This window comes from Rhodoplanes elegans, assembly GCF_016653355.1.
In the GTDB taxonomy this organism is placed as follows: domain Bacteria; phylum Pseudomonadota; class Alphaproteobacteria; order Rhizobiales; family Xanthobacteraceae; genus Rhodoplanes; species Rhodoplanes elegans.
This window is the reverse complement of record NZ_NHSK01000116.1, coordinates 23,103-44,807: the sequence shown is the minus strand read 5'-3', so window position 1 is coordinate 44,807 and position 21,705 is coordinate 23,103. Positions and strand designations below refer to the sequence as shown.

The window sequence follows — 21,705 nt, the reverse complement described above, 5'->3', positions numbered from 1 at the left end:
GATCGACAGTCTCCTTCGACCGCGACGGCATAGCAAGAGTGGATTAGTCGCCGTCCTTCACCGTAGCCGGCTCCCGTCGCCGCACCCTGCGCTGTTTCCCGGCGCCCTCGTCCTACCAGTTTCACGCCTGGAGCATTCCGTGAAAGCGTTTTCGTTCCTCAGCCGAATCTCGTTGCCGACCAAGATCGCGCTTCTCACGGCCGCCGGCATCGGCCTGCTCTGCGCGGGTCTCGTCCTCGTCGTCTCGCATCAGGTCGGGGCGGAGTTGCAGGCCCAGGCGCAGGCTCGCCAGGAATCGAACATGCGGGTCGCCTGGGAGCTTTTGCGCGGGGCCGGCGCGCTGCGGCTGGACGGCGATCGCCTGATGGCAGGCAGCCGCCCGCTCGACGGCGACACCGAGCTGGTCGACCGCGTGCAGACGCTGGTCGGCGGCGTCGCGACCGTGTTCAAGCGCGACACCCGCGTCGCGACCAATGTGCGCAAGCCCGACGGCGGCCGCGCCGTCGGCACCAGGCTGGTCGGGGCGGCGCACGACGCCGTGCTGGTGCGCGGCCAGACCTACCGGGGCGAGGCCGACATTCTCGGCGAGGCCTATTTCACCGCCTACGACCCGATCAAGGATTCGTCCGGCGCCACCATCGGGGTGCTGTTCGTCGGGCTGAAGAAGAGCGACTTCCTCAGCATGCTCGACGTGCTGATCCGCAACATCGCGCTGCAGGCGCTGCTCGCCGCGGCGGTGATCGGCGGCCTGCTCTACGTCGTGCTGCGCTCGCAGATCCGGCCGCTCGTCGCGCTGAGCCGGGTGATGGGGCGGCTGCAGAAGGGCGACCATGCGGTCGCGGTGCCGTCGCTCGACCGCGGCGACGAGATCGGCCTGATGGCCCGCGCCGTCGAGGTGTTCAAGGAGCACGCCGTCGCGCGGGAGCGGCTCGAGGCCGAGCAGCACGCCGCGGAGGCGCGCGCCGTAGCCGCCCGAAAAGCCGACATGGTGCGGCTCGCCGATCACTTCGAGCAGGCGGTCGGCGGCATCATCGGGGCCGTCTCGGCCTCGGCGACCGAGCTCGAGGCGACCGCGACAACGCTCACCCGCACGGCGGACGTCACCCAGCAGAAATCGGCGACCGTCACGGCGGCATCCGGCGAGGCGTCGGGCAACGTCCAGGCGGTCGCCGCGGCGACCAACGAGATGACCGCCTCGATCGGCGAGATCTCGCGCCAAGTGCAGAGCTCGAGCCGCATCGCCGAGGCGGCGGTGAGCCAGGCGGCGAAGACCGACGACCGGATCGGCGTCCTGTCGGTCGCGGCGCAGCGCATCGGTGACGTCGTCAAGCTGATCACCGATATCGCCGAGCAGACCAATCTGCTCGCCCTCAACGCCACCATCGAGGCGGCGCGTGCCGGCGAGGCCGGCAAGGGATTCGCGGTCGTCGCCAACGAGGTGAAGGCGCTGGCCGGCCAGACCGCCAAGGCGACCGGCGAGATTTCAGCGCAGATCACGGCCATGCAGGCGGCGACGCAGGATTCGGTCTCGGCCATCAAGGAGATCTCGGGCACCATCGGCCAGATCGCCGAGGTCGCGGCCGCCATCGCAGCCGCCGTCGAGCAGCAGGGCGCCGCCGCGGCGGAGATCTCGCGCAACATCCAGCAGGCGGCGCACGGCACCGGCGAGGTCGCGCAGCACATCACCGAGGTCAGCCGCGGTGCGGAAGAGACCGGCGCCGCATCGAGCGAGCTGCTCAGCGCCGCCGGTCAGCTCGCCATGGAGAGCAATCAGCTTCGCAACGAGGTGCAGACGTTTCTGGCGACGGTGCGGGCCGCATGAGGTGCGGGCCGCATGAGGTGCGTGCGGCCCGACCCAGGGTCGTGATGCGGGCGCGCGACGACGCGCCGGTGTGCTGACGAAGTGCGTGCCGCGTGACGAGGCCACTCGACGCTACAGGCCCGTCGCGGCACGCGTGCTTCGACGCCACATCCGTCCCGGTCTCATACGGCCGCAGAGAGTCCCCTCGGCCCCGCCGCCCGGAGCTGACCCGCAACGCCGCGGCGGTCGCCTCGGGCTCGGATCGGTTCGGACAGCGGGTCGAGTTGAACCTTAGCTGCAGACTCGGGATCGCACAGCCGCGGTTTTCCGGAAGGGGTATTGCGGACACCAATCCGAAAATTGTCCGAGGACAGTAAAACTATCCTGTCGACAAGTGGACTGGATGCATCCGCGGGCAATTGTCAGATCTTGATACCTGCGATGACTGGATTATACGCCATCACGCTACCCTTCGATCGCCGCGTTGATCACCCGGGCCGCGGCTCGAGGTGACGGCCTCCGCCACCCAGGCGTCCTTCGCGAACCATTCGTGCGCGGTCCGACAATATGGACAGAAGCTGCGGCTGAAGAAGACCGGCATGGCCGCGAAGGCCTCGCGGCTGACCGTGATGTCGGTCGACACGGCGCGTCCGGTCTCGGGGCAGCGGATCATCAGCAGTCCCATGGCGGGGGTCCTTCCTTCAGTTCAGTGGGACACACCTACCGGCGGCTTGCGAAGGCCCGACGAAAACCGCGTGACCATTTCGGGGCGATGCGGCGGCGGGTGGCAGGACACCGCCTCGGCACGGCGAAGCAGCAGCCGACGCCGCCACCCGCAGGTGCACGCCGCGACAGCGGTTTCGCGCCGGCGCACGGCGCGTCGCCGGGCGCCTCTATGGAAGATCGTCCGAACGAGGGCACGGGCGTGTCGCGGCCGGGGCCTCTCGCCGACGTGACCGCGATGTGATGGCCGGCGAACGCCCTCACCGGGACCGGCGACCGGCGGACCGATCCTTCGACCGGCCGCCCGACACCCGAACGGCGGCGAGGTCGATCTCGTCGCGGCGGAGCAGATAGTCGAGCCCGCCGACCCTGTACCAGCGATAGCCGTAGGCTTCGACCACCAGCCGGTGCTTGCCGTCCTCGTCGCACTCCAGGTGATCGTCGCCGAGCAGATCGACGAGCCGGCGCCCGTGCTCGCCCGGGACACCCGTCGCGAAGGCGATCTCGCGCGGCGTGTCGGCGAAGTTGTGGACGAACAGCACCGCGTTGTCGCGCCAGTCGTAGCGCACGATCAGCACGGCCGGATCGCGGCTCGTGATCACGGCGAAGTCGCCCCAGCCGATCTCCGGCACCTCCTTTCGCATGCGGATGATCCGCTCGGTCCAGTTGAGCAGCGATTCCGGATCGCGACGCTGGGTCGCCGCGTTGACGTGCTCGTAGCCCCACGGACCGCCCGAGATCACCGGCAGCACCGGCTTGTCGCTCTTGGTGAAGCCGCCGTTCGGCTCGGCCGACCACTGCATCGGCGTGCGGGCGCAGTTGCGCTCCGGCAGGTCGAGATCGTCGCCCATGCCGATCTCGTCGCCGTAGCGGATGACGGGGGTGCCGGGCAGCGTGAACTGCAGGCTGTAGGCGAGCTCGAGCCGGCGCTGATCGCCGCCCAGCATCGGCGCGAGCCGCCGGCGGATGCCGCGATCGTAGAGCTGCATGTGCGTCTCGGGCCCGAAGGCGGCGAACACCGCCCGGCGCTGGTCCTCCTCCAGCCGGCCGAGATCGAGCTCGTCGTGATTGCGCAGGAACTGGCCCCACTGCGCGGTCGCGGGCCGCGGCTTGGTCGCCTTCATGGCCTTGATCAGCGGCCCCGTGTCGGCGCTCGCCAGCGCGTAGAACAGGTTCTGGTTGACCTGGAAGTTGAACATCATGTGCATGCGGTCGCCGTCGCGGCCGAAATAGTCCATGTCGGTCTCGGGCAGCACGTTGGCCTCGGCCAGCACGATGCTGTCGCCCTGCCGCCACTGCATGAACTCGCGGAAGGTGCGCAGCATCTCGAACTGCTCGGTCGGCGTCGTCACGTCGGCACCCTTGGTGCCGATGACGAACGGCACCGCATCCATTCGGAACCCGGAGACGCCGAGCTGAATCCAGAAGCCCATGATCTTCAGGATCTCGGCCTGCACGGCCGGATTCGACGTGTCGAGATCGGGCTGGTGATCGTAGAAGCGGTGGAAGTAGTAGGCGCCGGCGACGTCGTCATACGTCCAGGTCGTCTTCTGCACGCCGGGAAACACCATCCCCTCGTTGGCGTTCTTCGGCTTCTTCTTCGACCAGACATACCAGTCGCGATACTTCGAGCCCGGGTCGCGCCGCGCCTCCTGGAACCACGGATGATCGATCGAGGTGTGATTGACCACGAGGTCGATCAGCACCCGCATGCCGCGCTGCTTGGCGGCATGGGTGAACGCGACGAAGTCGCCGAGCGTGCCGTAGCGGGGATCGACCGCGTAGTAGTCCGACACGTCGTAGCCGTCGTCGCGCTGCGGCGACGCCTGGAACGGCATCAGCCACACCGCCGTGACGCCGAGCCCGTGCAGATAGTCGAGCCGCCGCGAGAGCCCTTCGAAGTCCCCCACCCCGTCGCCGTTCGCGTCCATGAAGGTCTCGACGGAGAGGCAGTAGATCACGGCGTTCTTGTACCAGAGGTCGCTGATCATGCGGGCCCGCTCCTGGCGCTTGCGGCTGGCGTCACATCGGGACCATGACGGTCGGGTTGGTAACGGGGGCCGCGAGACCCGGTTCCGCTGCGGCGCCGACCGACGCGACGGGCCTTCCGCCCCGCCCGGCGCCGGCGCTACAGTCGCGCCTCTGTATCCGCCTCCTCACCCCCACCGAGGTGATCCGTGCCGGTGCGTCCCATCGTGAAGTTTCCCGATCCCCGGCTGAGCGAGCCCGCGGCCGAGGTCGAGGCGTTCGACGACGATCTCGGCGCGCTCGCCGCCGACTTGCTCGACACGATGCGGGCGGCGCCCGGCATCGGCATCACGGGCCCGCATATCGGCGTCCTGCAGCGCGTCGTGGTGATCGAGACCTCGTTCGCCGACGGTGCCCGCACCTTCGTCAACCCGGTGATCACCTGGTCGTCGCCCGAGACCGCGCCGCACCAGGAGGGCAGCGTCTCGATGCCGGGGGTGAGCGAGGAGATCGAGCGCCCGGCGCGCATAAGACTGCGCTGGCAGGATCTCGACGGGCTCACCCACACGGGCGAGGCGGACGGGCTGCTCGCCGTGTGCCTGCAGCACGAGATCGACCAGCTCGACGGCTGCTTCTGGATCGACCGCCTGTCGCGCCTCAAGCGCGAGCGCGTCGTCAAGAAATACGAGAAGCTGCAGAAGCGGTGAGAGAGGCTGTGAGGTGGTCGTCCCCGGGGCGCTGCGGAGCAGCGAGCCCGGGATCCACGCCCTGCGTGTCGTGAGCCATCGGCACCGGGGGTATGGATCCCGGGCTCGCGCCCCTGCGGGTCGCGCCCCGGGATGACGGCGCACCCGAAACCCGGCCTGTCCACGCCACCCTGCCATTCGCGCTCCCGCATTGACCGACCCCGGCGCCGGCCTATGGTCCGGTCGCACCCGCGAAAGTTCGCGGAGCGCTCGCGGACGGTTTCGACATGGACTTCCTCTCGCCGGCCCAGATCGCCGGTTACGTCTCCTTCGTGCTCGGCATGATCGCCTTCATGCAGACGCGCGACCGTCCGCTGAAGCTGTTCAACGGCGCCCAGTGCATCGCCTATGCGGTGCACTTCCTCATGCTGGGCAACATCCCGGCGGCGGCGACCGCTGCGGTCTCGGCGGTGCGGTCGTTCCTGGCGCTGCGCACCCGCTCACCGCTGCTCGCCGTCGCCGTGGTGGTGGTCCTGGTGGCGATCGGCTCGCAGGTGGTGACGCACTGGACCGGCTGGCTGCCGGTCGCCGCGTCGAGCTTCGGCACGCTGGCGATGTTCCTGCTGCGCGGCATCCCGATGCGGTTGGTGATGCTCGGATGCTGCCTGATGTGGCTCGCCAACAACCTGCTGTCCGGCTCGATCGGCGGCACCCTGCTGGAGACCGCGATCGCGCTCGCCATGGTGTCGACGATCGTGCGGATGGTGCGGGCGCGGCGCGCCGCCGAGGCGGCCTGACGGGTTGGCGCGCGGCGTAGCATTGCTCGGGTCGTCGCGGGGCGGCGGACTTGCGCCGAGCCCGAGACCCATACCCCCTGTCTTTCGTGAGCCACTATCGCCGGGTGTATGGATCCCGGGCGCGCGGACCTGCGGTCCGCACCCCGGGATGACGCCTCTGTTCAGCCGAAGGTCTTCCCATAAATCTCGGGCGAGAAGCCGACCACGACCGTGTCGCCGATCTCCACCACCGGGCGCTTGATCATCGAGGGCTGCGCCAGCATCAGGTGGATCGCCTTCGCCTCGGTCAGAGCCGCCTTGTCGGCGTCGGGCAGCTTCTTGAACGTCGTGCCGGCCTTGTTGACGAGCCGCTCGACGCCGACCTTCTTGGCCCAGCGCGCGAGCCGCGCCTCGTCGATCCCGCGGCTCTTGTAGTCGTGGAAGGCGTAGGCGACGCCGTGCTGGTCGAGCCAGGCGCGCGCCTTCTTCATCGTGTCGCAAGCCTTGATGCCGTACAGGGTGACGGGCTTCTCGGCACTCATGATCGTCGCTCCCGCTCGCCGAACCGCGATTTCGCGTGCATGGCCGATTCGCGCCGGACGGGTAAGCCCGCCGCCACGCGGGGCCGGCGCCTCCCGCGCGGCATGCACATTGCAAGATCGGAAAAGCCTCGTCGTCGCCGTGATCGGCGGTCAAGACCGTTGACGCTCGCGCCGGTTCCGGTCTCGATGCGGCCGCACCCTCGGCGAGCCCCACCCGAAGAACCGCCGCCGCGCGGAGGATCGAAGCAGCGTGTCCGCCGTCACCACCGTCCTGATCCTGCTGCTCGTCGTCGTCGTGTCGAGCTCCGCGTCGCGCATGCTGCCGATCGCGGTGCCGCGGCCGCTGGTGCAGATCGCCTTCGGGGCCGCCATCGGCCTGTTCTCCGACATCCGGGTCGAGTTCGACGCCGAGCTGTTCTTCCTCTTGCTGCTGCCGCCGCTCCTGTTTCTCGACGGCTGGCGCATCCCCAAGGACGAGCTGTTCAAGGACCGCGCCACCGTGCTTGAGCTGGCGCTCGGCCTCGTCGCCTTCACGGTGGTCGGGATGGGCTTCTTCATCCACTGGCTGATCCCAGCGATGCCGCTCGGCGTCGCCTTCGCGCTCGCCGCGGTGCTGTCGCCGACCGACCCGATCGCCGTCTCGGCGATCGCCCGGCGGGTGCCGATCCCGCGCCGGATGATGCACATCCTGGAGGGCGAGTCGCTGCTCAACGACGCGACCGGCCTGGTCTGTTTCCGCTTCGCCGTCGCGGCGGTCGCGACCGGCACCTTCTCGCCGCTCGCCGCCGGGCTCACCTTCGGCTGGGTGGCGGCGGGCGGCCTCGCGGTCGGGGTCGGCGTGGCGCTGGCGATCCTGCGGCTGAAGGAGATCGTCGGCCGCCGCTTCGGCGAGGATTCGGGCTCCAACATCCTGGTGAGCCTGCTGATCCCGTTCGCGGCCTATCTCACGGCGGAAGAATCCGGCTGCTCCGGCATCCTCGCCGCGGTCGGCGCCGGCGTGACCATGAGCTATGTCGAGGCGACCGGCCAGGCGCTGGCGCTCACGCGGGTGCGCCGGCGCGCCGTGTGGGACATGATCCAGTTCGCCGCCAACGGCGTCGTCTTCGTGCTGCTCGGCGAGCAGCTTCCGGCGATCTGGCCGAAGGCGCAGCAGAGCGCCGGCCTCACCGGCACGTCGGACCCGCTCTGGATGATAGGCTATGTGCTGGTGATCGCCCTCGGCCTGACGGCCCTGCGGCTGCTCTGGGCCGGCGTCTCGATGGGCATCACCTGGTTCCGCACCTGGCGACGGCTCGGCTTGCCGGCGCCGAGCCTGATGCGGCTGGCGATCGCCACCGCCTGCGCCGGCCCGCGCGGCGCCGTGACGCTCGCCGCGGTCCTGACCCTGCCGCCGACGCTGCCGGTCGGCGAGCCCTTCCCGGCCCGCGACCTCGCGATCTTCCTCGCCATGGGCGTGATCATCGTCTCGATCCTGATCGCCGCCGTCGGACTGCCGCTGGCGATGCGCGGGCTCGACCTGCCGGCCGAGCCCTCGACCGACGCCGAGGACGACCTCGCCCGCATCGCGGCGGCCGAGGCCGCGATCGCCCGCATCGAGGAGGTGCAGCACGCGATGGCGGAAGGCCGCGCCGACGCCGACCGCTATGTCGAGATCGCCTCGCGCCTGATGGACCTCTACCGCACCCGGGTCGAGAACCGCTCGGGCGACGACCCGGTGCGGGCGCGCGAGGACGAGGCGATCGAGCGGGTGATGCGGGTCGCCGCCGTGCGGGCCTCGCGCGAGGCGGTGCTGCGCCTCCTGATCGAGCGCCGGATCGGCAGCGCCGTCGCGACCAGGCTGATGCAGGAGTTCGATCTGCTCGAAGCGCGTTATCAGGCGTGAGGGCTTTTCACGCGGGAGCGACGACGGTGAGCGGACGAAAGAAGGCGACGCAGCCCGGCACTATCCGGATCGGCATCGGCGGCTGGGTGTTCGAGCCGTGGCGCGGCACGTTCTATCCCGAGAAACTGCCGCAGAAGCAGGAGCTCGGCTTCGCGGCGGCGCGACTGACCTCGATCGAGATCAACGGCACCTTCTACCGCTCGCAGTCGCCCGACACCTTCGCCAAGTGGCGCGACGAGACCCCGGACGGCTTCGTCTTCGCCCTGAAGGGCCCGCGCTTCGCCACCAACCGCCGCGTGCTCGCCGAGGCCGGCCCGTCGATCGAGAAGTTCTTTTCGAGCGGGGTCATGGCGCTCGGCGAAAAGCTCGGGCCGGTGAACTGGCAGCTCGCGCCGACCAAAAAGTTCGATCCCGACGACATCGACGCTTTCCTAAAGCTGCTGCCGAAGCGCCTCGACGGCCGGCCGCTCCGCCACGCCATCGAGGCCCGGCACGAAAGCTTCGCGGTGCCGGAGTTCGTCGCGCTGGCCCGACAGCACGGCGTGGCGATCGTCGTGGCCGGCGATTCCGAGTACCCGCAGATCGCCGACCCGACGGCCGACTTCGTCTATGCCCGCATCATGGGGACGCAGGAGACCGAGGCCGCCGGCTATTCTGCCGCCGCTCTGGACGCCTGGGCGGAGCGAGCGAAGGCCTGGGCGGCGGGCGCGGGGGCGCCCGGACTGTCGACCGTCACACCGCAGGCCGGCGCGGCGCTCGCCGCGAAAGCCACGCCGCGCGAGGTGTTTCTGTACGTCATCAGTGGCGCAAAGCAGAAGAACCCCGTCGCCGCCATGGATCTGATCCGGCGGGTGAGAACGTAGCCCGGGACACGCGAAGCGGACCCGGATCCGGTCTGCCGCGGCCGGGTGAGCACCCGTCGGCGAAGCCCTGGAAGGGCCAGGGCCCCGGCGTGTTCGAGGTCGTCGAGGATTTCCGCGGCGGCACGTACCGGGCGGTCTACACCGTGCGGTTCATGGAGGTCGTCTACGTTCTCCACGCATTCCAGAAGAAATCGCCGAGAGGCATCAAGACGGCGCAGGTCGACATCGATCTCGTCGAACGTCGATTGAAGATCGCGCAGCAGGATCACGAGGCTCGCCATGGCACCAAGAAAAGCTGAAAAGCGCGAGGCCGATGCGACGATCACGCGCGGCACCGGCAACGTGTTCGCCGACCTCGGTTTCGAGGATGCCGAGGAGCGCCAGACCAAGCTGCGGCTGGCGCACGCGATCAACCAGGTGATCGCCCGCAAGCGCCTGACCCAGGCCGCCGCCGCCGAGAAGCTGGGCATCAACCAGCCGAAGATCTCGGCGCTGGCGAACTACCGGCTCGGCGGCTACTCGGTCGAACGGCTGATGACGTTTCTCACCGCACTCGACCAGGACGTGGAGATCGTGATCCGGACCAAGCCGCGGTCCCGCGCCGCGGGGCGGATTTCGGTGGTGGCGGCGTGAGATCCGCCCTACGGGCTGATGGCCGACGGCCGCCGGAAGGCCGCCCGCGCAGCGTCCTCGATACCATCGTCGCCACCATCGCCGACGCCAACGGCTGCACCATGGTCACCGACAACGAAAAGGATTTTGCCGGCGTCCCGGTGACCAACCGCGTGCGGGGACGATCGTAGACGCGGCAAGCGCAGTTCGTAGTTCGTAGCCCGGGGTGAGCGCAGCGAAACCCGGGACAGCGGCCAGCCCCGAAACCAAAAGCCCCGGATTTCGCTTCGCTCGATCCGGGCTGCCCTTGCTAATGTGCCTGCTACCGCTACACCAAGCCGTCAACAGCAATATACGACAGTCGCTCGCAATGCGACCCGCTTGCCAAACCGATAATACCTATGCTATTCATTTGTCTGATGAGATAACGTCACGCATTTAACCCATTACACTCCGGCAGGAGCGACGATCGTGTCACAAGATTATTACGTAATCGGAATTGACGTCATGTCCTATTCTCAAAAGCGCCTAGAAGAGCAAGTGCACGCTCAAGATCTTCTTGATAGAACACTCGCCACATCATTAAAGCAATTCTCTTTACTTCCAAACCAAATTTGGATTGACGGCGGGGATGGCGGATATCTACTTCTAACTGGAGAAGTCAAGCACATCATGAACTTTTTAGAACATTTCTTTATGTCACTAGGCAGAGAAAACAATAAGCTAAAAGAAGAGAACCGCGCCCCGGTTCGGTGCGCCATTCATTACGACTCAATCGATATTCGTCAAGGCGAACTCGGACCCAAGTACACCGGCAACGCAATCAACGTTTGCTCAAGATTGCTTTCTGGAATGAACCGCACGCCTAACCAAGTTGTTTGCAGCGCAAACTTTCGCGTTCACCTTACAAAGTTTAATGATCATTTAGAGACAATCACCCGTCTAAAAGACATTGTTGACAAACACGGGAATCATCACCCAATGTACAATTTAAAGCGAAACAACCTTGGCACCATTCCCGCATCTACTGAAGTGCACCCGGATCCGGTGCTTCGGTTTGACGACACAGATACGTCCGGAAAATGAGCTTACGCGATATAGTATTTATTTTCATACGCGTACGCAAGAAATCTCTCAAGCGCATTGCTTTGCTCAAGCCAAAACTGAATTGACCCCGAATTGCCGAATCGACAGCATTCCAGCTTGTTCTGAATTGGCCTTACGCCCACTTGCCGAGCTGTAAAGCTTTTTCGCTCATCCAGCAAAAATGTCGACGTTCCGATATCGTCACCGTGGATTGCAATTGTATTGACCAATGGTTTATGCCCAGGAACATCAGCCATCAAATAAGTGACAGAATACTTTTGAACGTCCCGACGGAATAAGTGCTGCACTATATCGTTGATATTAAGAACGCGCCGCCGCAAATCAGGCGTTAAAGCGCGATTAATTATCTCAACTGCAGCATCTGTGATGGCATACCGAGACGCAGCAAGTATCACACTTCCAGTAACTGAGTTTACTCTTACATACAACCGATAACGGTATTTCGGCGCTGGGTCAAACGCGACCGGTTCTTCGCCCAACAACGGACGATTGGAGTAAAAATGCATAACTTCCCATCGCCTCACTCCACTGCCGTCCAGTTTGCCATACGGTCTAATGTCACGTAAGGTAGCCTGTTTGAGCGCATCGAGAAACAGCGGCGCATCCGTGCGCGGATCGCACCAATCGAATATATATCCAAACAACTGCTTCACGAATAGCCCTTCTCACCGCCAGTATAGTGGAATGCGAGAAAATGAAGAACCCACGCCGACTGTGCAGAGTTTGGGAATTCGTGCTGCGAGTAATCCCGTACAAATATTAACGGGTTCGCTAGAATAGGCTGAGAGATAGATTCGCGCCCCGAGTGGAAATACAAATGCGGAACACTGTAGTTCTTTTGACGCGAGGAACGCCCCGGATTCCGTAGCGGCTCATTGGCCGCCGCATACTGAAGACCATCCGAGCGGAATACGGCCAAAAATAGTCCTATAAGGTGCTTCGTTATCTCCAGGTAGGACCTTAATTCCTCTTCGTTTTCCGTTATGATTTGATTTACATCGTCTATAAATGGCACTTTCTTCGGACCGTGATCCTTGCTGAATATACGACGAACCTCAATGAAGGTTCTGTCGATCCAATCTGGATAAGAATAGTACTTAGCTGCCAGCGCAACGAATGTTCGCTTCACATAAGGCTCAAGCTTCTGCATAATCGTCGGCTGAACTGCCCACGACCTCCATACATATGATACGTATATATCTGCATCCATGCCATAGAAGTGATAAAAGTCAAACAAGTGAACCATAAGCTCTTCGATTTCTTCAGAATATGTATTCCAGGCATTTTCATAGAAGTCTAATAGACTCGCAATTGTCATTTTATCCCACTCTTTCTTGTCGTACTCTAGCGAGTGAAAGCAAAGTAATGTTTTCGCTAAAAGGTATACTACAACCCCATTTATGTTCTTGATATCAGTTTTATCGTGAGAGCAATATGGCAATACGCAGAGTCTTGCTTTACTGAGTTCTAGTGTGGCGCGATCCGACCGAGACGCCTCTTCGGCCCAACCGAGAATTTCCTGATACGCATCTTGCAATTTGCCTGCAACCACTCTGTGGCTCAATTCATGCGTTATGGTGCCGAGGTTCCATTGAACGCTGTTGCATCCACTAACGCTGAGCAATGGCGCGCTCGTAGTCAGAAGATTGTTTCTGAAGCCATCTCGGCCGCTATAATAAGTAATTGGAGTCGGGGCAAACGAATCGCTTGGCTCGCATTCCGGAGGGAGAATTACGTTATCCAATGCACATGGGAGCCTAAAAAAAGGATTCGCCGTGCTCGGGTCTCGCTCTGCTTCTATTGCATCCAGTACATCTTTGACAAATTCGCCACTAGACTTTTCTAGCAATTTTGTGTATCGAGGCTGATATTTGGTAAGCTTAACAATGTCGGTGATGAAGCTAGCAATATTCCTTAGGGCAACATTAGCAACTCCAATCCCGAGGAAGGAGTGTGGCCAGAAATGACATTCTGTTCTCGATATCGGAGTGGTGCCGGAAAACGCCTGCGAGGCCAATCGAGAAAGCCCCGCATTAAGGCTAAGCAACATGTCCAGTCGCTGCGGACCCGCCTCCTCGCCAGACTGACTTTCATCTTGCAAACAAAGTTCGACAGTTCGCACGATTTCGACGCAGTCTTTCGCTAGTTCTGGGAAATTTGTTCTTGATCGCCCTTTGGCAACAGCCATCAGGGTTTTCAGTTCAAGGATGGAATAGTCAACGTCTCTTGTTTTACCGTGGAAGGCATTCTGGCTGATCGCTTCGATCGCCTTGGACGACTGAGTGTTCGATTCTTCGGCGGTTTCTGTTTCAACCTCCAGACTGGGTGGATCGAAAAAATTCATTCCTTGAATCGTAAACTTTCCATTTATATCTGCGGAGGCAACATACCATTGCTCGCATGATATCCTATTAGTCTGGCAGATATCGATTATTTCGTGAGTAAGGTCGTCGTATGAGGAAAGTACTATAATATTGTAGACGCCTATTGTTAACCATAATTGTCCCCGGGCAAGTTTCGCTGCTGTCGAGTGTTGGAGCAGTCCATACAATCTGCCAGGAGAGATTGCGCTTAGAAAAAGTATATCCTTCGTGCCGCTGTAATCATAGGAGACTTTTTGCCCACTAGCGCAGCTTAATTGCCATGCCGGCGAGATCCGTGAACTCCCTCGCCAAATCTTAAGTGTATCATTTGGGTCGTCATGGATCGAAAGGTCGAAGTCAGTAGCTTCGCCGTCACCGACAACAGACGACAGCATGAAAAAGTATTCACCAGCACTTATTCTGAACAAATCTCTGCCTCCTGGAAGGCGAGAATCTATTTTGCTTTAATCTTCGCCTTAAGTTTGCTCAATCTGAGAGCCAAACGCCAATTCTTCTTTCTTTTACGCGACAACTCGTGTCGGACAGGGTCATAAGTCCCATGGAATCCGTTGCTTGATACCGTGAATGCATAACTATTTTTTGCTCTGTACTTCTTCGTACGAGCAATCCCAAGTATATCTTTAACGGTCGCTACCATAACCAAGGCCCAATACTTAGCGCGTCGATCGATCGCTCAGCAGTGTAACGCATTTCACAACACAGCTGTTGACACACGTCAAGCGCGCGAACACGAGGTCCGGCGCCCTCTCCGCGATTGCCCGACGGCGGTTTTCCGCAATCATAACGCTCGCAGCAGCTTGGAGTTCGTTAACGCTGGTATCAGCTCCCTTGCGAACTCTGGGTCTCACTCCCACTCGATTCTCTCAATGCACCGTAACGCGCTGATTTTTCAGTGCAAATTTTTTCTGCCGATGCTCGAAGTCCGAACAACGAGCCGTCAAAATTTTTTGCTTATGATTTCCAAGGAAAATTCGCGCGATTCGAATTCAGCAACGTTTCAGCGTCTATCGACAACGATCGGTCGATTCTTCGCGCCATCGACCATGTGGCGCGCTTACGCGCCGATAGAAGGAAAGACCGTCAGCATTTCGTAGCACAACGCGGTCGTGCTCGCTATGCTCATCGTCACTCTATCGTGTACCCCGGCCTCTTGTATTTCTGGACTCCCATCGATGTCCGGTTTGTCAACCTTCAAGTCCTGATCAAGGATGCCGCGCACCACCCCATCTAGACTAGCCCTTGGCACGCAACTTCATCCGGCCGGGTGCTTCTTCAATCTCCCTGATGGCCTGTATCGCAAAGCGCCCCAGATCAGGATGGATTGACCAAGCTCGAAGCAGTGAAATGTCGCTCGCGCTACCGAACCGCCCCACATTCACAAGAGCCTTTTCGATCACGTCTTCGATGCGGAAGAATTCGAAATAGCCGGATTGAAGGGTCGGCTTTTCAAGGGCCGCCCGGTAAATCGCTGCGACCTCATCAGGGAAGAATTGTCCAAAAGAGGTCACCACCGGCTCCGAACCTTGAAGCCGCCGTGCGCTTTCAGCGAACATGTGATCCGACCTGAAGAATTCCCCAACGACGGCAGCCGCAACACCGGTTTCATGGCGCGACAGGATGGCGAGCGGGGCTGCACAATTCGACTTTCGTTCCGAAAATGGAAGATCGTCGCGATTCAGCCAGTAGAGAATTCGGCCGCAAGCCAGCAGCGCATGGTCCGCCGCAGAGACCGCTTCGGCCGAACGGTCAAGCAACGGGCAGCGCAGGCGCGCCAACGCCGCGTGAGCCATTTCGAATGTGCGAATGCTGTCCTGAAAGAATGCATCCTTCTTGGGTGGCAATCCGGTCCAGCGCTCGATGATTGCTCCGACGGCCGGGTCCGAATGTGATGCGACCTCCGCGATCAAGGAGGGGGTGAACATCGAGTCGCGATCGACGCTTTTCGCGGCCATGACTTGCAAGGCCTTGCGGTCGTCGCCGGAAAGGCCGTTCCAGCCTTCCCAATACGCGCCATCATAGGGATGATCGAATTGCGCGTTCCATAGGCCGGCCGCACGCCTCCATGAATCAGGATTGTCCCGGTCGGCCAATACCTCGTTCATCTCTGCCCTAACGATCGCGACATGGTCTTCCTGATCGTCGTCGAGCGCACCGAGGGATTTGAGCGCGTCGATCATCCCCCAGGCGTCAAAGCCGCCATTGGTCATGCACGTTGCCTCGATGGCGGCAATCAATGCGCGACGCTCATCGTCATCCAATGCGTGAGCGCTCATCATCGCCGCATGCATCAGCCCGAGCCGCAGGTGATGGGCGGCTCTCGGCCAAATGCGAACGAGAATTCCGGGAAGGATCGTTCCGATCGAGGGCGCGTTACGATCAGAATACCTGTCGAGTTCGATCAGCAGACCAATCTGGCCAGGACTCAAGGTTTCGGATTGCAACCGCCCGCGCAGGTTCGCATTCGCTACGACCTTTGGTCCGTTGTAGAGGTGGCCGCTCGAAATGGGGCCGCAAATGCACGACAGCCCAATTTCGCGCATCCCCACGCCCGCGTAGCAGACCGCATAAAGGCCCGTTCGCAGACCAAGCTTCTTTTCCCTGGCTTGATCAAGCAATCTGCGGTGCTCTTCGGCTAGCCGATCATCCATTTTCCCTATGAGACCGAGCAATTGATCGAGGCGGCGGTTTGCGACCAACTCGTGCGGAACGGCCGCAAGGATGGCACGGTCCTGCGCGACCCATGGCTGAACCGTCTCCGGCTTTGCTTGCACGTGCCACATGAACTCACCCGAAACATCAAAGCGCACGGTCTCGATTTCCTGGCCGACCCGCGCAAGTATCTCGTCGCAGCGCTCGTTTGCCCACCGCTGCGCATCAGGTCCGCATTGGCCTGCCAGACAGGCCTGCATTACTCGCGCGTCTGTTAGATGTGGCAACACCTGGCGTCGGAAGCTGTCATCATCGATCGCTCCCAGTACGAAAGGCCTCATCTCAAGATGTTGCGGCAACCGCAGCGCGGCCACCACAGCTTCAGGATCGTCACCCGCGCGCCGGATGATCGCTTCTGCCGCAAATACGTTGAGAAACATTTCGTGGCTGAAACTCACCCGGTCACCACGCCTGCCCAGAATGTTTGCGTCTGCAAGCGTCTGCAATAATGCGCCCGATACCCCTTCGCGGTCTGACAGGCGATCTAGCTCGCGGACCGAAAGGCCGAAACTTATGCGCTCGGTCATCATTCCAGCGATGCGGGATAGAGCGCGAATACCATCGGAGGCGGCAGAGCCGAGCCGTTCGCGCACATAGGCGTCGAACAGACCATACTTGCTGGTGTCGGACGGCAACTGCTGTCCCAACTGCCCGATCATCTTCGCTTCAAGACCGCTTCCGACGGTGCCGAGAAGCTCCGCAAACGGTTCGGCAGAAACGCCGCCGGCCGCCCGTTGCGCGATGGCCAGTTTTGTTTTGATGTTGGGAATCCGTACTGCGTAGCTGCGTGCGGGTAGAAGATCGCCGCGCTCAAGCGACATCCTACTGGAGATGACGGCTCGCGCATCATACCGCCTCACGGCCGCAGCAATACTTCGCGTCAAGCGCTGTCGTTCCCCTGGCGTGCATTCGTTGTAGCCGTCCACAACAAGCATAAGTCGGCGGTTCAGCCGCCGCGCAGCGGAAATCACCGCAGCAGCAGACCTCGCCTCGAGCAAGGCGGCCTCACGATTCACCACATCGCGCAAGTTTCCTTCAAAATCCTTCGCCGGCACGACGATCGGCACGTTTCCGCGCGCCAACCCGGCGAGCCCGATGCTGTAGGAGAGCAAGCTCTTGCCGCATCCCGAGGGTCCCATCAGCAATACGTTGTCGTCCTGCATGGAGTGTTCCAGCACGACCTCCGACGAAAGCTCTTCGCTTTCGCAAACGCACGACATGGGGACCATCTCAGACGCAGATGCGCCGTAGGTTCGGATGAATGCTTCACCGTAGGCGTCGAGCAACTGCTCGGCATCGAGCAATTGCGGGCTCAAAGCCGCCTCGATCGACGGTGCCGCGAGCAAGCGATGGTGGGCTGCGAAGGCTCGCCACTGATCCAACGACCACCCGTCGCGCTTCATCGATGTGATAAACGCCGAAAGCTCGGCGAGGCCGCCGATGGAAACTTTGAAATCGCCCTGTGGGATCGCCGAACCCGGAGGAACGGCTGGAGCGAAGACCAGGGCCGCATTCGGATAAGGAACGTCGGCCCCGGCGAAGCTTCGCATCGCATCACGTAGCGCCAGCTTCTCGCCGATGGCCTGGAGATATGGATTTGCGAATTTTTTCCAGGCACCGGAAGCAAGTTGAGCTTCCCAATCGCCGTTTTGGCCGCCGCGCACGGCCGAAGTGAAGCCTTTTGACTCGGTGACCAGCGCGGCGCGGTCAATCGCGATGACGAGATCGACCTGCCGGTCGCCAAGATTCACATTCGCAAAGATGATGGCTGGAATGCCATGCGCTGACAGAAATTCATAGGCGTGCTTCAGGGTGGCCCGCTCGGAAGCATGCTCAATCGGCGCGCCAATGAAAATCTCTACCGAGGCCAACGGCGGCTCCGTGGAAGGTCGGCTACGTCTTCGAGGGCCTGGGCTTCGCGGAATGACAGCATTTACTCATCGCCCTCCGCCTCCTGCATGCGCTCTTCAAGTTCGTCCAAAAAGGGGGAACGCCCCCAATGCATCCGCCCGCGCGGCGTATCCACAAATCCAGAATATAGCATGTGAATTTCGTCGCGCGCCCGTGTAAGGCCTACGTAGAATAGCCGTCGACTCTCGCGTCGGGCCGCGGGCAACTCATTGCGCCAAGGTAGGCTGCCAAGGTCGAGCCCCACCATGATAACAACGTCATATTCGCACCCCTTCGCAGAGTGCAGAGTCAGCAGATTTAGATGGAGCGGCGATCCGTCGCGTCCACCGAGACTCGCTAGATCAAGATCAGCGAGTGAGCCGCCAATGGCGAGAGCCGCGACCATCCTTCCTACTTGTTCTCGCTGATCTGAGAGGCTCTGCTCCGCCGCCATCAGCGCGTCGAGCATTCCCGCTTTCAGCGCCGCAACGAAGTCGCGCGCAAGACCGTCGTCGGTCCGGAGCGACCAGAGAAGCTGGGTCAAGCGCTGCGCCTCAACCCGCGCCTGCTCGTCGGAAATGCGCGCTCGGTGAAAGCCGAGCCACCGATCAAGTAACCCCCGCAATTGCGGCCGCGCTTCACGCCAGCCTCCTGCGCACCAACCTGCGCAGTCCTCGATCCAGCTCGTAAGCGCGACCTTGCGGTAAGGGGCGGCGTTGTCGACTCGAACGAAGTCCAACCCCGCTGCAGTCGCGGCTTCGGCCACAATGTCGCCGGCGCGAAAGTCCCGATAGAGGATCGCGATGTCACCGAGCGACCGGCCCGGCTTGGCGGCGAGCGCCGCAGGGATGATTTCCGCGACCGCATGAGCCGCTTGCCCCGCGAGGCCATCATCACACTCGACGAACGCAATCACCGCCTGGCGGTCGAGATCATGGGACTGATAACCGCGCGCTTCACCGAGCGCCATCTCCGAAGCGCTCACAATACGTGACGCCGATCGGTAGTTTAGCTGAAGCTGGACACGCTCGACGTCATCTCGCTCGGCCAGCTCCTGCAGTAACGCTCCGTCCGCGCCGGTGAATCCATAGATCGACTGATCCGGATCGCCGACGGCGAACAGGCGGATGCCGCCATCGAATGCCACGCGCTTCACGATACGGTGCAGCGCAACGCCCAGATCCTGGTACTCATCGACTGCTAAGACTGGAAACTTTGCTTGAAGCAGCGGCAACACCCAGTCATGCTCCGACACCAGCCGCTGCCCGAAGATCACGAGATCGTCGAAGTCGACCAACCCCGCCCGACGCAGTTCCGTCTCATAGCCTTCAGCCCACGCCGCGAGTTCCTCTTCTTCGCGCCAGGCGACGCTCCCGCGATCGAGAACCGACCGACGATGCCGCCCTAGATCTATCGGCTTGTTGGGATGCCCTACCCCGAAGAGCCGATCGCCAACTCTCTTCAGCAGTTGGTCGCTCTGTCGCTGAGTGGCCACCGTGAGAGGAAGCGGCACCCGCAGATCAGCAAGCCGGCCATAAGGCATGAGAAGATGTCTAAGACAGAAGCCGTGGACGGTGCCAATGAAGAGATTGGGCGCTTCACGCAAGCCCAACCGCTCGAGCCGCCTCGTGAGCTCGCGCGCACATTCTTGACTATAAGTGATACAGGCGGCTCCACGTGGTGCACGCACATCCTCGGCCATGATCCGGGCGAGCTTGAGCACCAACGTTTTGGTTTTGCCGCTGCCGGGGCCCGCCAGCACGATGCAGTGGCCCGTCGAGTCATAGGCCGCCTGCTGACCCGGATTGCCAGCGAGTTCGCCTGCCTGAGCTAGATAAGCCGCGCTGATGCTACGTAACGGCATCGCGGATGCGCTCCAGCGCCTGACGGATGTAGTCCGGGCATGTGTCGTCGGAAACATGCGGGGCGAGCGCCTGGGCGAAGCGGCCCTTGCCTACCCGTTCGATGAGCACGATCAAACGGTCCTCATCGAGCGTGTTAGGATCGTCCACCCATTCCTGCAATGCCTCGCGCGTGTCGTCGCCGATCGGCAGTTCCTCCTCGATAATGGTCTTCATTTCCTCAGCCAGCCCTCCGGTAAACAGCTCGGGCTCAAGTGTATTGCCGTTGACAAAGTAGCCGAAGGGCTCTGCTCGGGCGATCACCGCATCCGCGTCGAGGCGTCGGTAGTTCACGCCTTCCTCCAGCAACTCCAGCAGATTTATCAGCCGGCGTCTCACGCGTGGATGGCCGTCGCCGATCGGGTCGCGGTCGGTCAGAATGACATGCGGGATGTTTAGCCCCTGTGGTCCGAGAAGCTTCACGTAGGGCGTGAAATTCGTGCCGCTGACCGAGCAAACAGTGATGCCCAGCGTGTCGAGCGGGATTTCGAGGGCCTCCGCAAAAGCCGGAACAAGGAACCGCTCGGCATCGCCTTCGACCAAAATCACACCGCGGGCAAAGAAGATTTCGCCCCGGGTCACATCAATGTAGCGCTGGAGGTCCGCCTCGTCGCGCTCTGTGAGCGGAGCGGTCGCGGTCGAGACCGCCGCCGTCGCCTCCTGTTCTGCGTCATAACGAAGAAGAACGATCGAGCGGATCGGCGTAACGCTCGCAATGTGCGGCGAATGCGTGGTCAGGATCGTCGTGAGGGGCGACGTGACCTCCTCGCCATCATCGACGCTCCCGAGAAAGTAGCGATAGACGAGCCGCTGCACATGCGGGTGAAGATGCGCTTCAGGCTCTTCGACCACGAAAAACGTGTGGTCACGCTCGCCGTCGGTCACAAGCCGGTCCAGCTCAAGGCTCTTCAATGCCAGGAAGATTAGATTGGCGGTTCCTAGGCTTGCTTCTGCGATACCTCGCGTACCACTGTCGATCAGCAGTCGCAGACTGCGTAGTAGCGCGTCTACCCGAGTCGGAGCGAGACCAAGAGTCACTGGGACCGCATGCTGTTCGCCGGCAATTGCAACTAAGCGCTCGCTGATCCGCTCCGCGGTCGCAACCACCTCAGCGTGGCCGGCGAGCTCGGTTTGGGCCTCGTTTACCTGCTCCTGGATCTCCTCGCGCGCGTCTTCATCTAACGATGTCGCCAACTGTTCGATCAGCGGCCTGAGCGGCGAGTTTCGCCAGCTCGACAGGTCCTTCTCGGCATCACGCAATGCTATCTGGACGTCCAGCGGCAACATGCGCCGTAAGGAAGCGCCGATCGCCATTTCGGGATCGTCCCCGCCAAAGACGATATACTCATAGTCCGTGAGAGTTTCAGGATCGCGGCCGAGATTGGCCTTTGGCTGGAAGCGATATGTCAGGCGCGCCACCATCGGCGGCCCGGGATCCACCACACAGTCGTTCAGATGGGCCATCAATCGTGGATCGTCGGTGAAGTCGGTCAGCTCGATCGCGACTTCGATCGTCTCACCGATTTTGTCCTCGCCGAGGCCATCCCAGAAATTTTCAAGGCCGAGCTGGCGGTCTCGCTCAGACAGACCTGGGTCCAAGATCAGTTGAAGCGCTCGGATGAAGTTGCTCTTGCCGACTTTGTTTTCGCCAACGACGACGATACTGTCGCCTGTCTGCACGTCGAGATCTGAAAAGTTGGCGAAGTTGATTATTCTTATGCGAGAGATTCTCATCTTGAGACCCCCGATTTGATTTCGGGGATCCCAGTTTGCTCATTCAGCGCCGCTAGGACATGATCGAGAACGGGAACGCATTGAGGCAGACCAGTCGTCAGATGGCGAGTGGCCGCCAGATCGACAC

General features: G+C 61.9%; 16 protein-coding genes. 8 read left to right on the top strand and 8 right to left on the bottom strand.

What is annotated here, in order from left to right:
* Nucleotides 1–139 precede the first annotated feature (139 nt).
* Nucleotides 140–1,822, top strand: a complete 1,683-nt coding sequence (locus CCR97_RS15520; RefSeq protein WP_170145933.1) for a methyl-accepting chemotaxis protein — start codon at nucleotides 140–142, stop codon at nucleotides 1,820–1,822.
* A 439-nt stretch (nucleotides 1,823–2,261) separates the two neighbouring features.
* Here CCR97_RS15520 and CCR97_RS15515 read toward each other — a convergent pair whose 3' ends face one another.
* Together CCR97_RS15515 and CCR97_RS15510 are read right to left on the bottom strand one after the other, a co-directional pair.
* Nucleotides 2,262–2,486, bottom strand: a complete 225-nt coding sequence (locus tag CCR97_RS15515) for a thioredoxin domain-containing protein (RefSeq protein ID WP_111358434.1) — start codon at nucleotides 2,484–2,486, stop codon at nucleotides 2,262–2,264.
* A gap of 298 nt (nucleotides 2,487–2,784) precedes the next feature.
* Entirely contained in the window at nucleotides 2,785–4,515 is a 1,731-nt protein-coding gene (locus CCR97_RS15510; protein ID WP_111358433.1) for an alpha-amylase family protein, read from the bottom strand.
* Between the two features lie 186 nt (nucleotides 4,516–4,701).
* Here CCR97_RS15510 and CCR97_RS15505 point away from each other — a divergent pair, with 186 nt between their 5' ends.
* Together CCR97_RS15505 and CCR97_RS15500 are read left to right on the top strand one after the other, a co-directional pair.
* On the top strand, nucleotides 4,702–5,199 hold the full coding sequence (locus CCR97_RS15505) for a peptide deformylase (RefSeq protein ID WP_111358432.1): 498 nt from the start codon (nucleotides 4,702–4,704) through the stop codon (nucleotides 5,197–5,199).
* 266 nt (nucleotides 5,200–5,465) lie between these two features.
* Nucleotides 5,466–5,975: a YgjV family protein gene (locus CCR97_RS15500; protein WP_111358431.1), complete on the top strand. Its 510-nt coding sequence runs from the start codon at nucleotides 5,466–5,468 to the stop codon at nucleotides 5,973–5,975.
* 161 nt (nucleotides 5,976–6,136) lie between these two features.
* Here the strand turns inward: CCR97_RS15500 and CCR97_RS15495 are convergent, their stop codons facing one another.
* Nucleotides 6,137–6,496, bottom strand: a complete 360-nt coding sequence (locus CCR97_RS15495; RefSeq protein ID WP_111355346.1) for an arsenate reductase — start codon at nucleotides 6,494–6,496, stop codon at nucleotides 6,137–6,139.
* 250 nt (nucleotides 6,497–6,746) lie between these two features.
* On the opposite strand from CCR97_RS15495, the gene CCR97_RS15490 reads away from it, so the two are divergent.
* The 5 genes from CCR97_RS15490 (at nucleotide 6,747) to CCR97_RS15470 (ending at nucleotide 10,939) form a co-directional block, all read left to right on the top strand.
* Entirely contained in the window at nucleotides 6,747–8,378 is a 1,632-nt protein-coding gene (locus CCR97_RS15490) for a Na+/H+ antiporter (RefSeq protein ID WP_170145663.1), read from the top strand.
* Between the two features lie 26 nt (nucleotides 8,379–8,404).
* On the top strand, nucleotides 8,405–9,241 hold the full coding sequence (locus CCR97_RS15485) for a DUF72 domain-containing protein (protein WP_111355347.1): 837 nt from the start codon (nucleotides 8,405–8,407) through the stop codon (nucleotides 9,239–9,241).
* A 32-nt stretch (nucleotides 9,242–9,273) separates the two neighbouring features.
* Nucleotides 9,274–9,540 carry a type II toxin-antitoxin system RelE/ParE family toxin gene (locus tag CCR97_RS15480; protein ID WP_111355367.1) on the top strand — a complete coding sequence of 89 codons (267 nt, stop codon included), beginning with the start codon at nucleotides 9,274–9,276 and terminating at the stop codon, nucleotides 9,538–9,540.
* On the top strand, nucleotides 9,521–9,874 hold the full coding sequence (locus CCR97_RS15475; protein ID WP_111355348.1) for a helix-turn-helix domain-containing protein: 354 nt from the start codon (nucleotides 9,521–9,523) through the stop codon (nucleotides 9,872–9,874). Before CCR97_RS15480 ends, CCR97_RS15475 begins: the two co-directional genes overlap by 20 nt.
* 450 nt (nucleotides 9,875–10,324) lie before the next feature.
* Complete coding sequence (locus CCR97_RS15470) at nucleotides 10,325–10,939, top strand: hypothetical protein (RefSeq protein ID WP_146618633.1); 615 nt, start codon at nucleotides 10,325–10,327, stop codon at nucleotides 10,937–10,939.
* 2 nt (nucleotides 10,940–10,941) lie between these two features.
* Here the strand turns inward: CCR97_RS15470 and CCR97_RS15465 are convergent, their stop codons facing one another.
* The 5 genes from CCR97_RS15465 to CCR97_RS15445 form a co-directional block, all read right to left on the bottom strand.
* On the bottom strand, nucleotides 10,942–11,613 hold the full coding sequence (locus CCR97_RS15465; protein ID WP_146618634.1) for a hypothetical protein: 672 nt from the start codon (nucleotides 11,611–11,613) through the stop codon (nucleotides 10,942–10,944).
* Complete coding sequence (locus CCR97_RS15460) at nucleotides 11,610–13,304, bottom strand: hypothetical protein (RefSeq protein WP_146618635.1); 1,695 nt, start codon at nucleotides 13,302–13,304, stop codon at nucleotides 11,610–11,612. Before CCR97_RS15460 ends, CCR97_RS15465 begins: the two co-directional genes overlap by 4 nt.
* 1,272 nt (nucleotides 13,305–14,576) lie before the next feature.
* Nucleotides 14,577–17,924, bottom strand: a complete 3,348-nt coding sequence (locus CCR97_RS15455; protein ID WP_111355349.1) for an NERD domain-containing protein — start codon at nucleotides 17,922–17,924, stop codon at nucleotides 14,577–14,579.
* 62 nt (nucleotides 17,925–17,986) lie between these two features.
* Nucleotides 17,987–19,807, bottom strand: coding sequence for an ATP-dependent helicase (locus CCR97_RS15450; protein ID WP_111355350.1), 1,821 nt, complete (start codon nucleotides 19,805–19,807; stop codon nucleotides 17,987–17,989).
* On the bottom strand, nucleotides 19,794–21,578 hold the full coding sequence (locus CCR97_RS15445; RefSeq protein WP_111355351.1) for an ATP-dependent nuclease: 1,785 nt from the start codon (nucleotides 21,576–21,578) through the stop codon (nucleotides 19,794–19,796). Before CCR97_RS15445 ends, CCR97_RS15450 begins: the two co-directional genes overlap by 14 nt.
* Between the last annotated feature and the right edge of the window lie 127 nt (nucleotides 21,579–21,705).

Coding starts and splice junctions, on each gene's coding strand:
- CCR97_RS15515 (WP_111358434.1), bottom strand. CDS start 2,486: ATGGGACTGCTGATGATCCGCTGCCCCGAGACCGGACGCGCCGTGTCG.
- CCR97_RS15510 (WP_111358433.1), bottom strand. CDS start 4,515: ATGATCAGCGACCTCTGGTACAAGAACGCCGTGATCTACTGCCTCTCC.
- CCR97_RS15500 (WP_111358431.1), top strand. CDS start 5,466: ATGGACTTCCTCTCGCCGGCCCAGATCGCCGGTTACGTCTCCTTCGTG.
- CCR97_RS15495 (WP_111355346.1), bottom strand. CDS start 6,496: ATGAGTGCCGAGAAGCCCGTCACCCTGTACGGCATCAAGGCTTGCGAC.
- CCR97_RS15475 (WP_111355348.1), top strand. CDS start 9,521: ATGGCACCAAGAAAAGCTGAAAAGCGCGAGGCCGATGCGACGATCACG.
- CCR97_RS15460 (WP_146618635.1), bottom strand. CDS start 13,304: ATGAATTTTTTCGATCCACCCAGTCTGGAGGTTGAAACAGAAACCGCC.
- CCR97_RS15450 (WP_111355350.1), bottom strand. CDS start 19,807: ATGCCGTTACGTAGCATCAGCGCGGCTTATCTAGCTCAGGCAGGCGAA.
- CCR97_RS15445 (WP_111355351.1), bottom strand. CDS start 21,578: ATGAGAATCTCTCGCATAAGAATAATCAACTTCGCCAACTTTTCAGAT.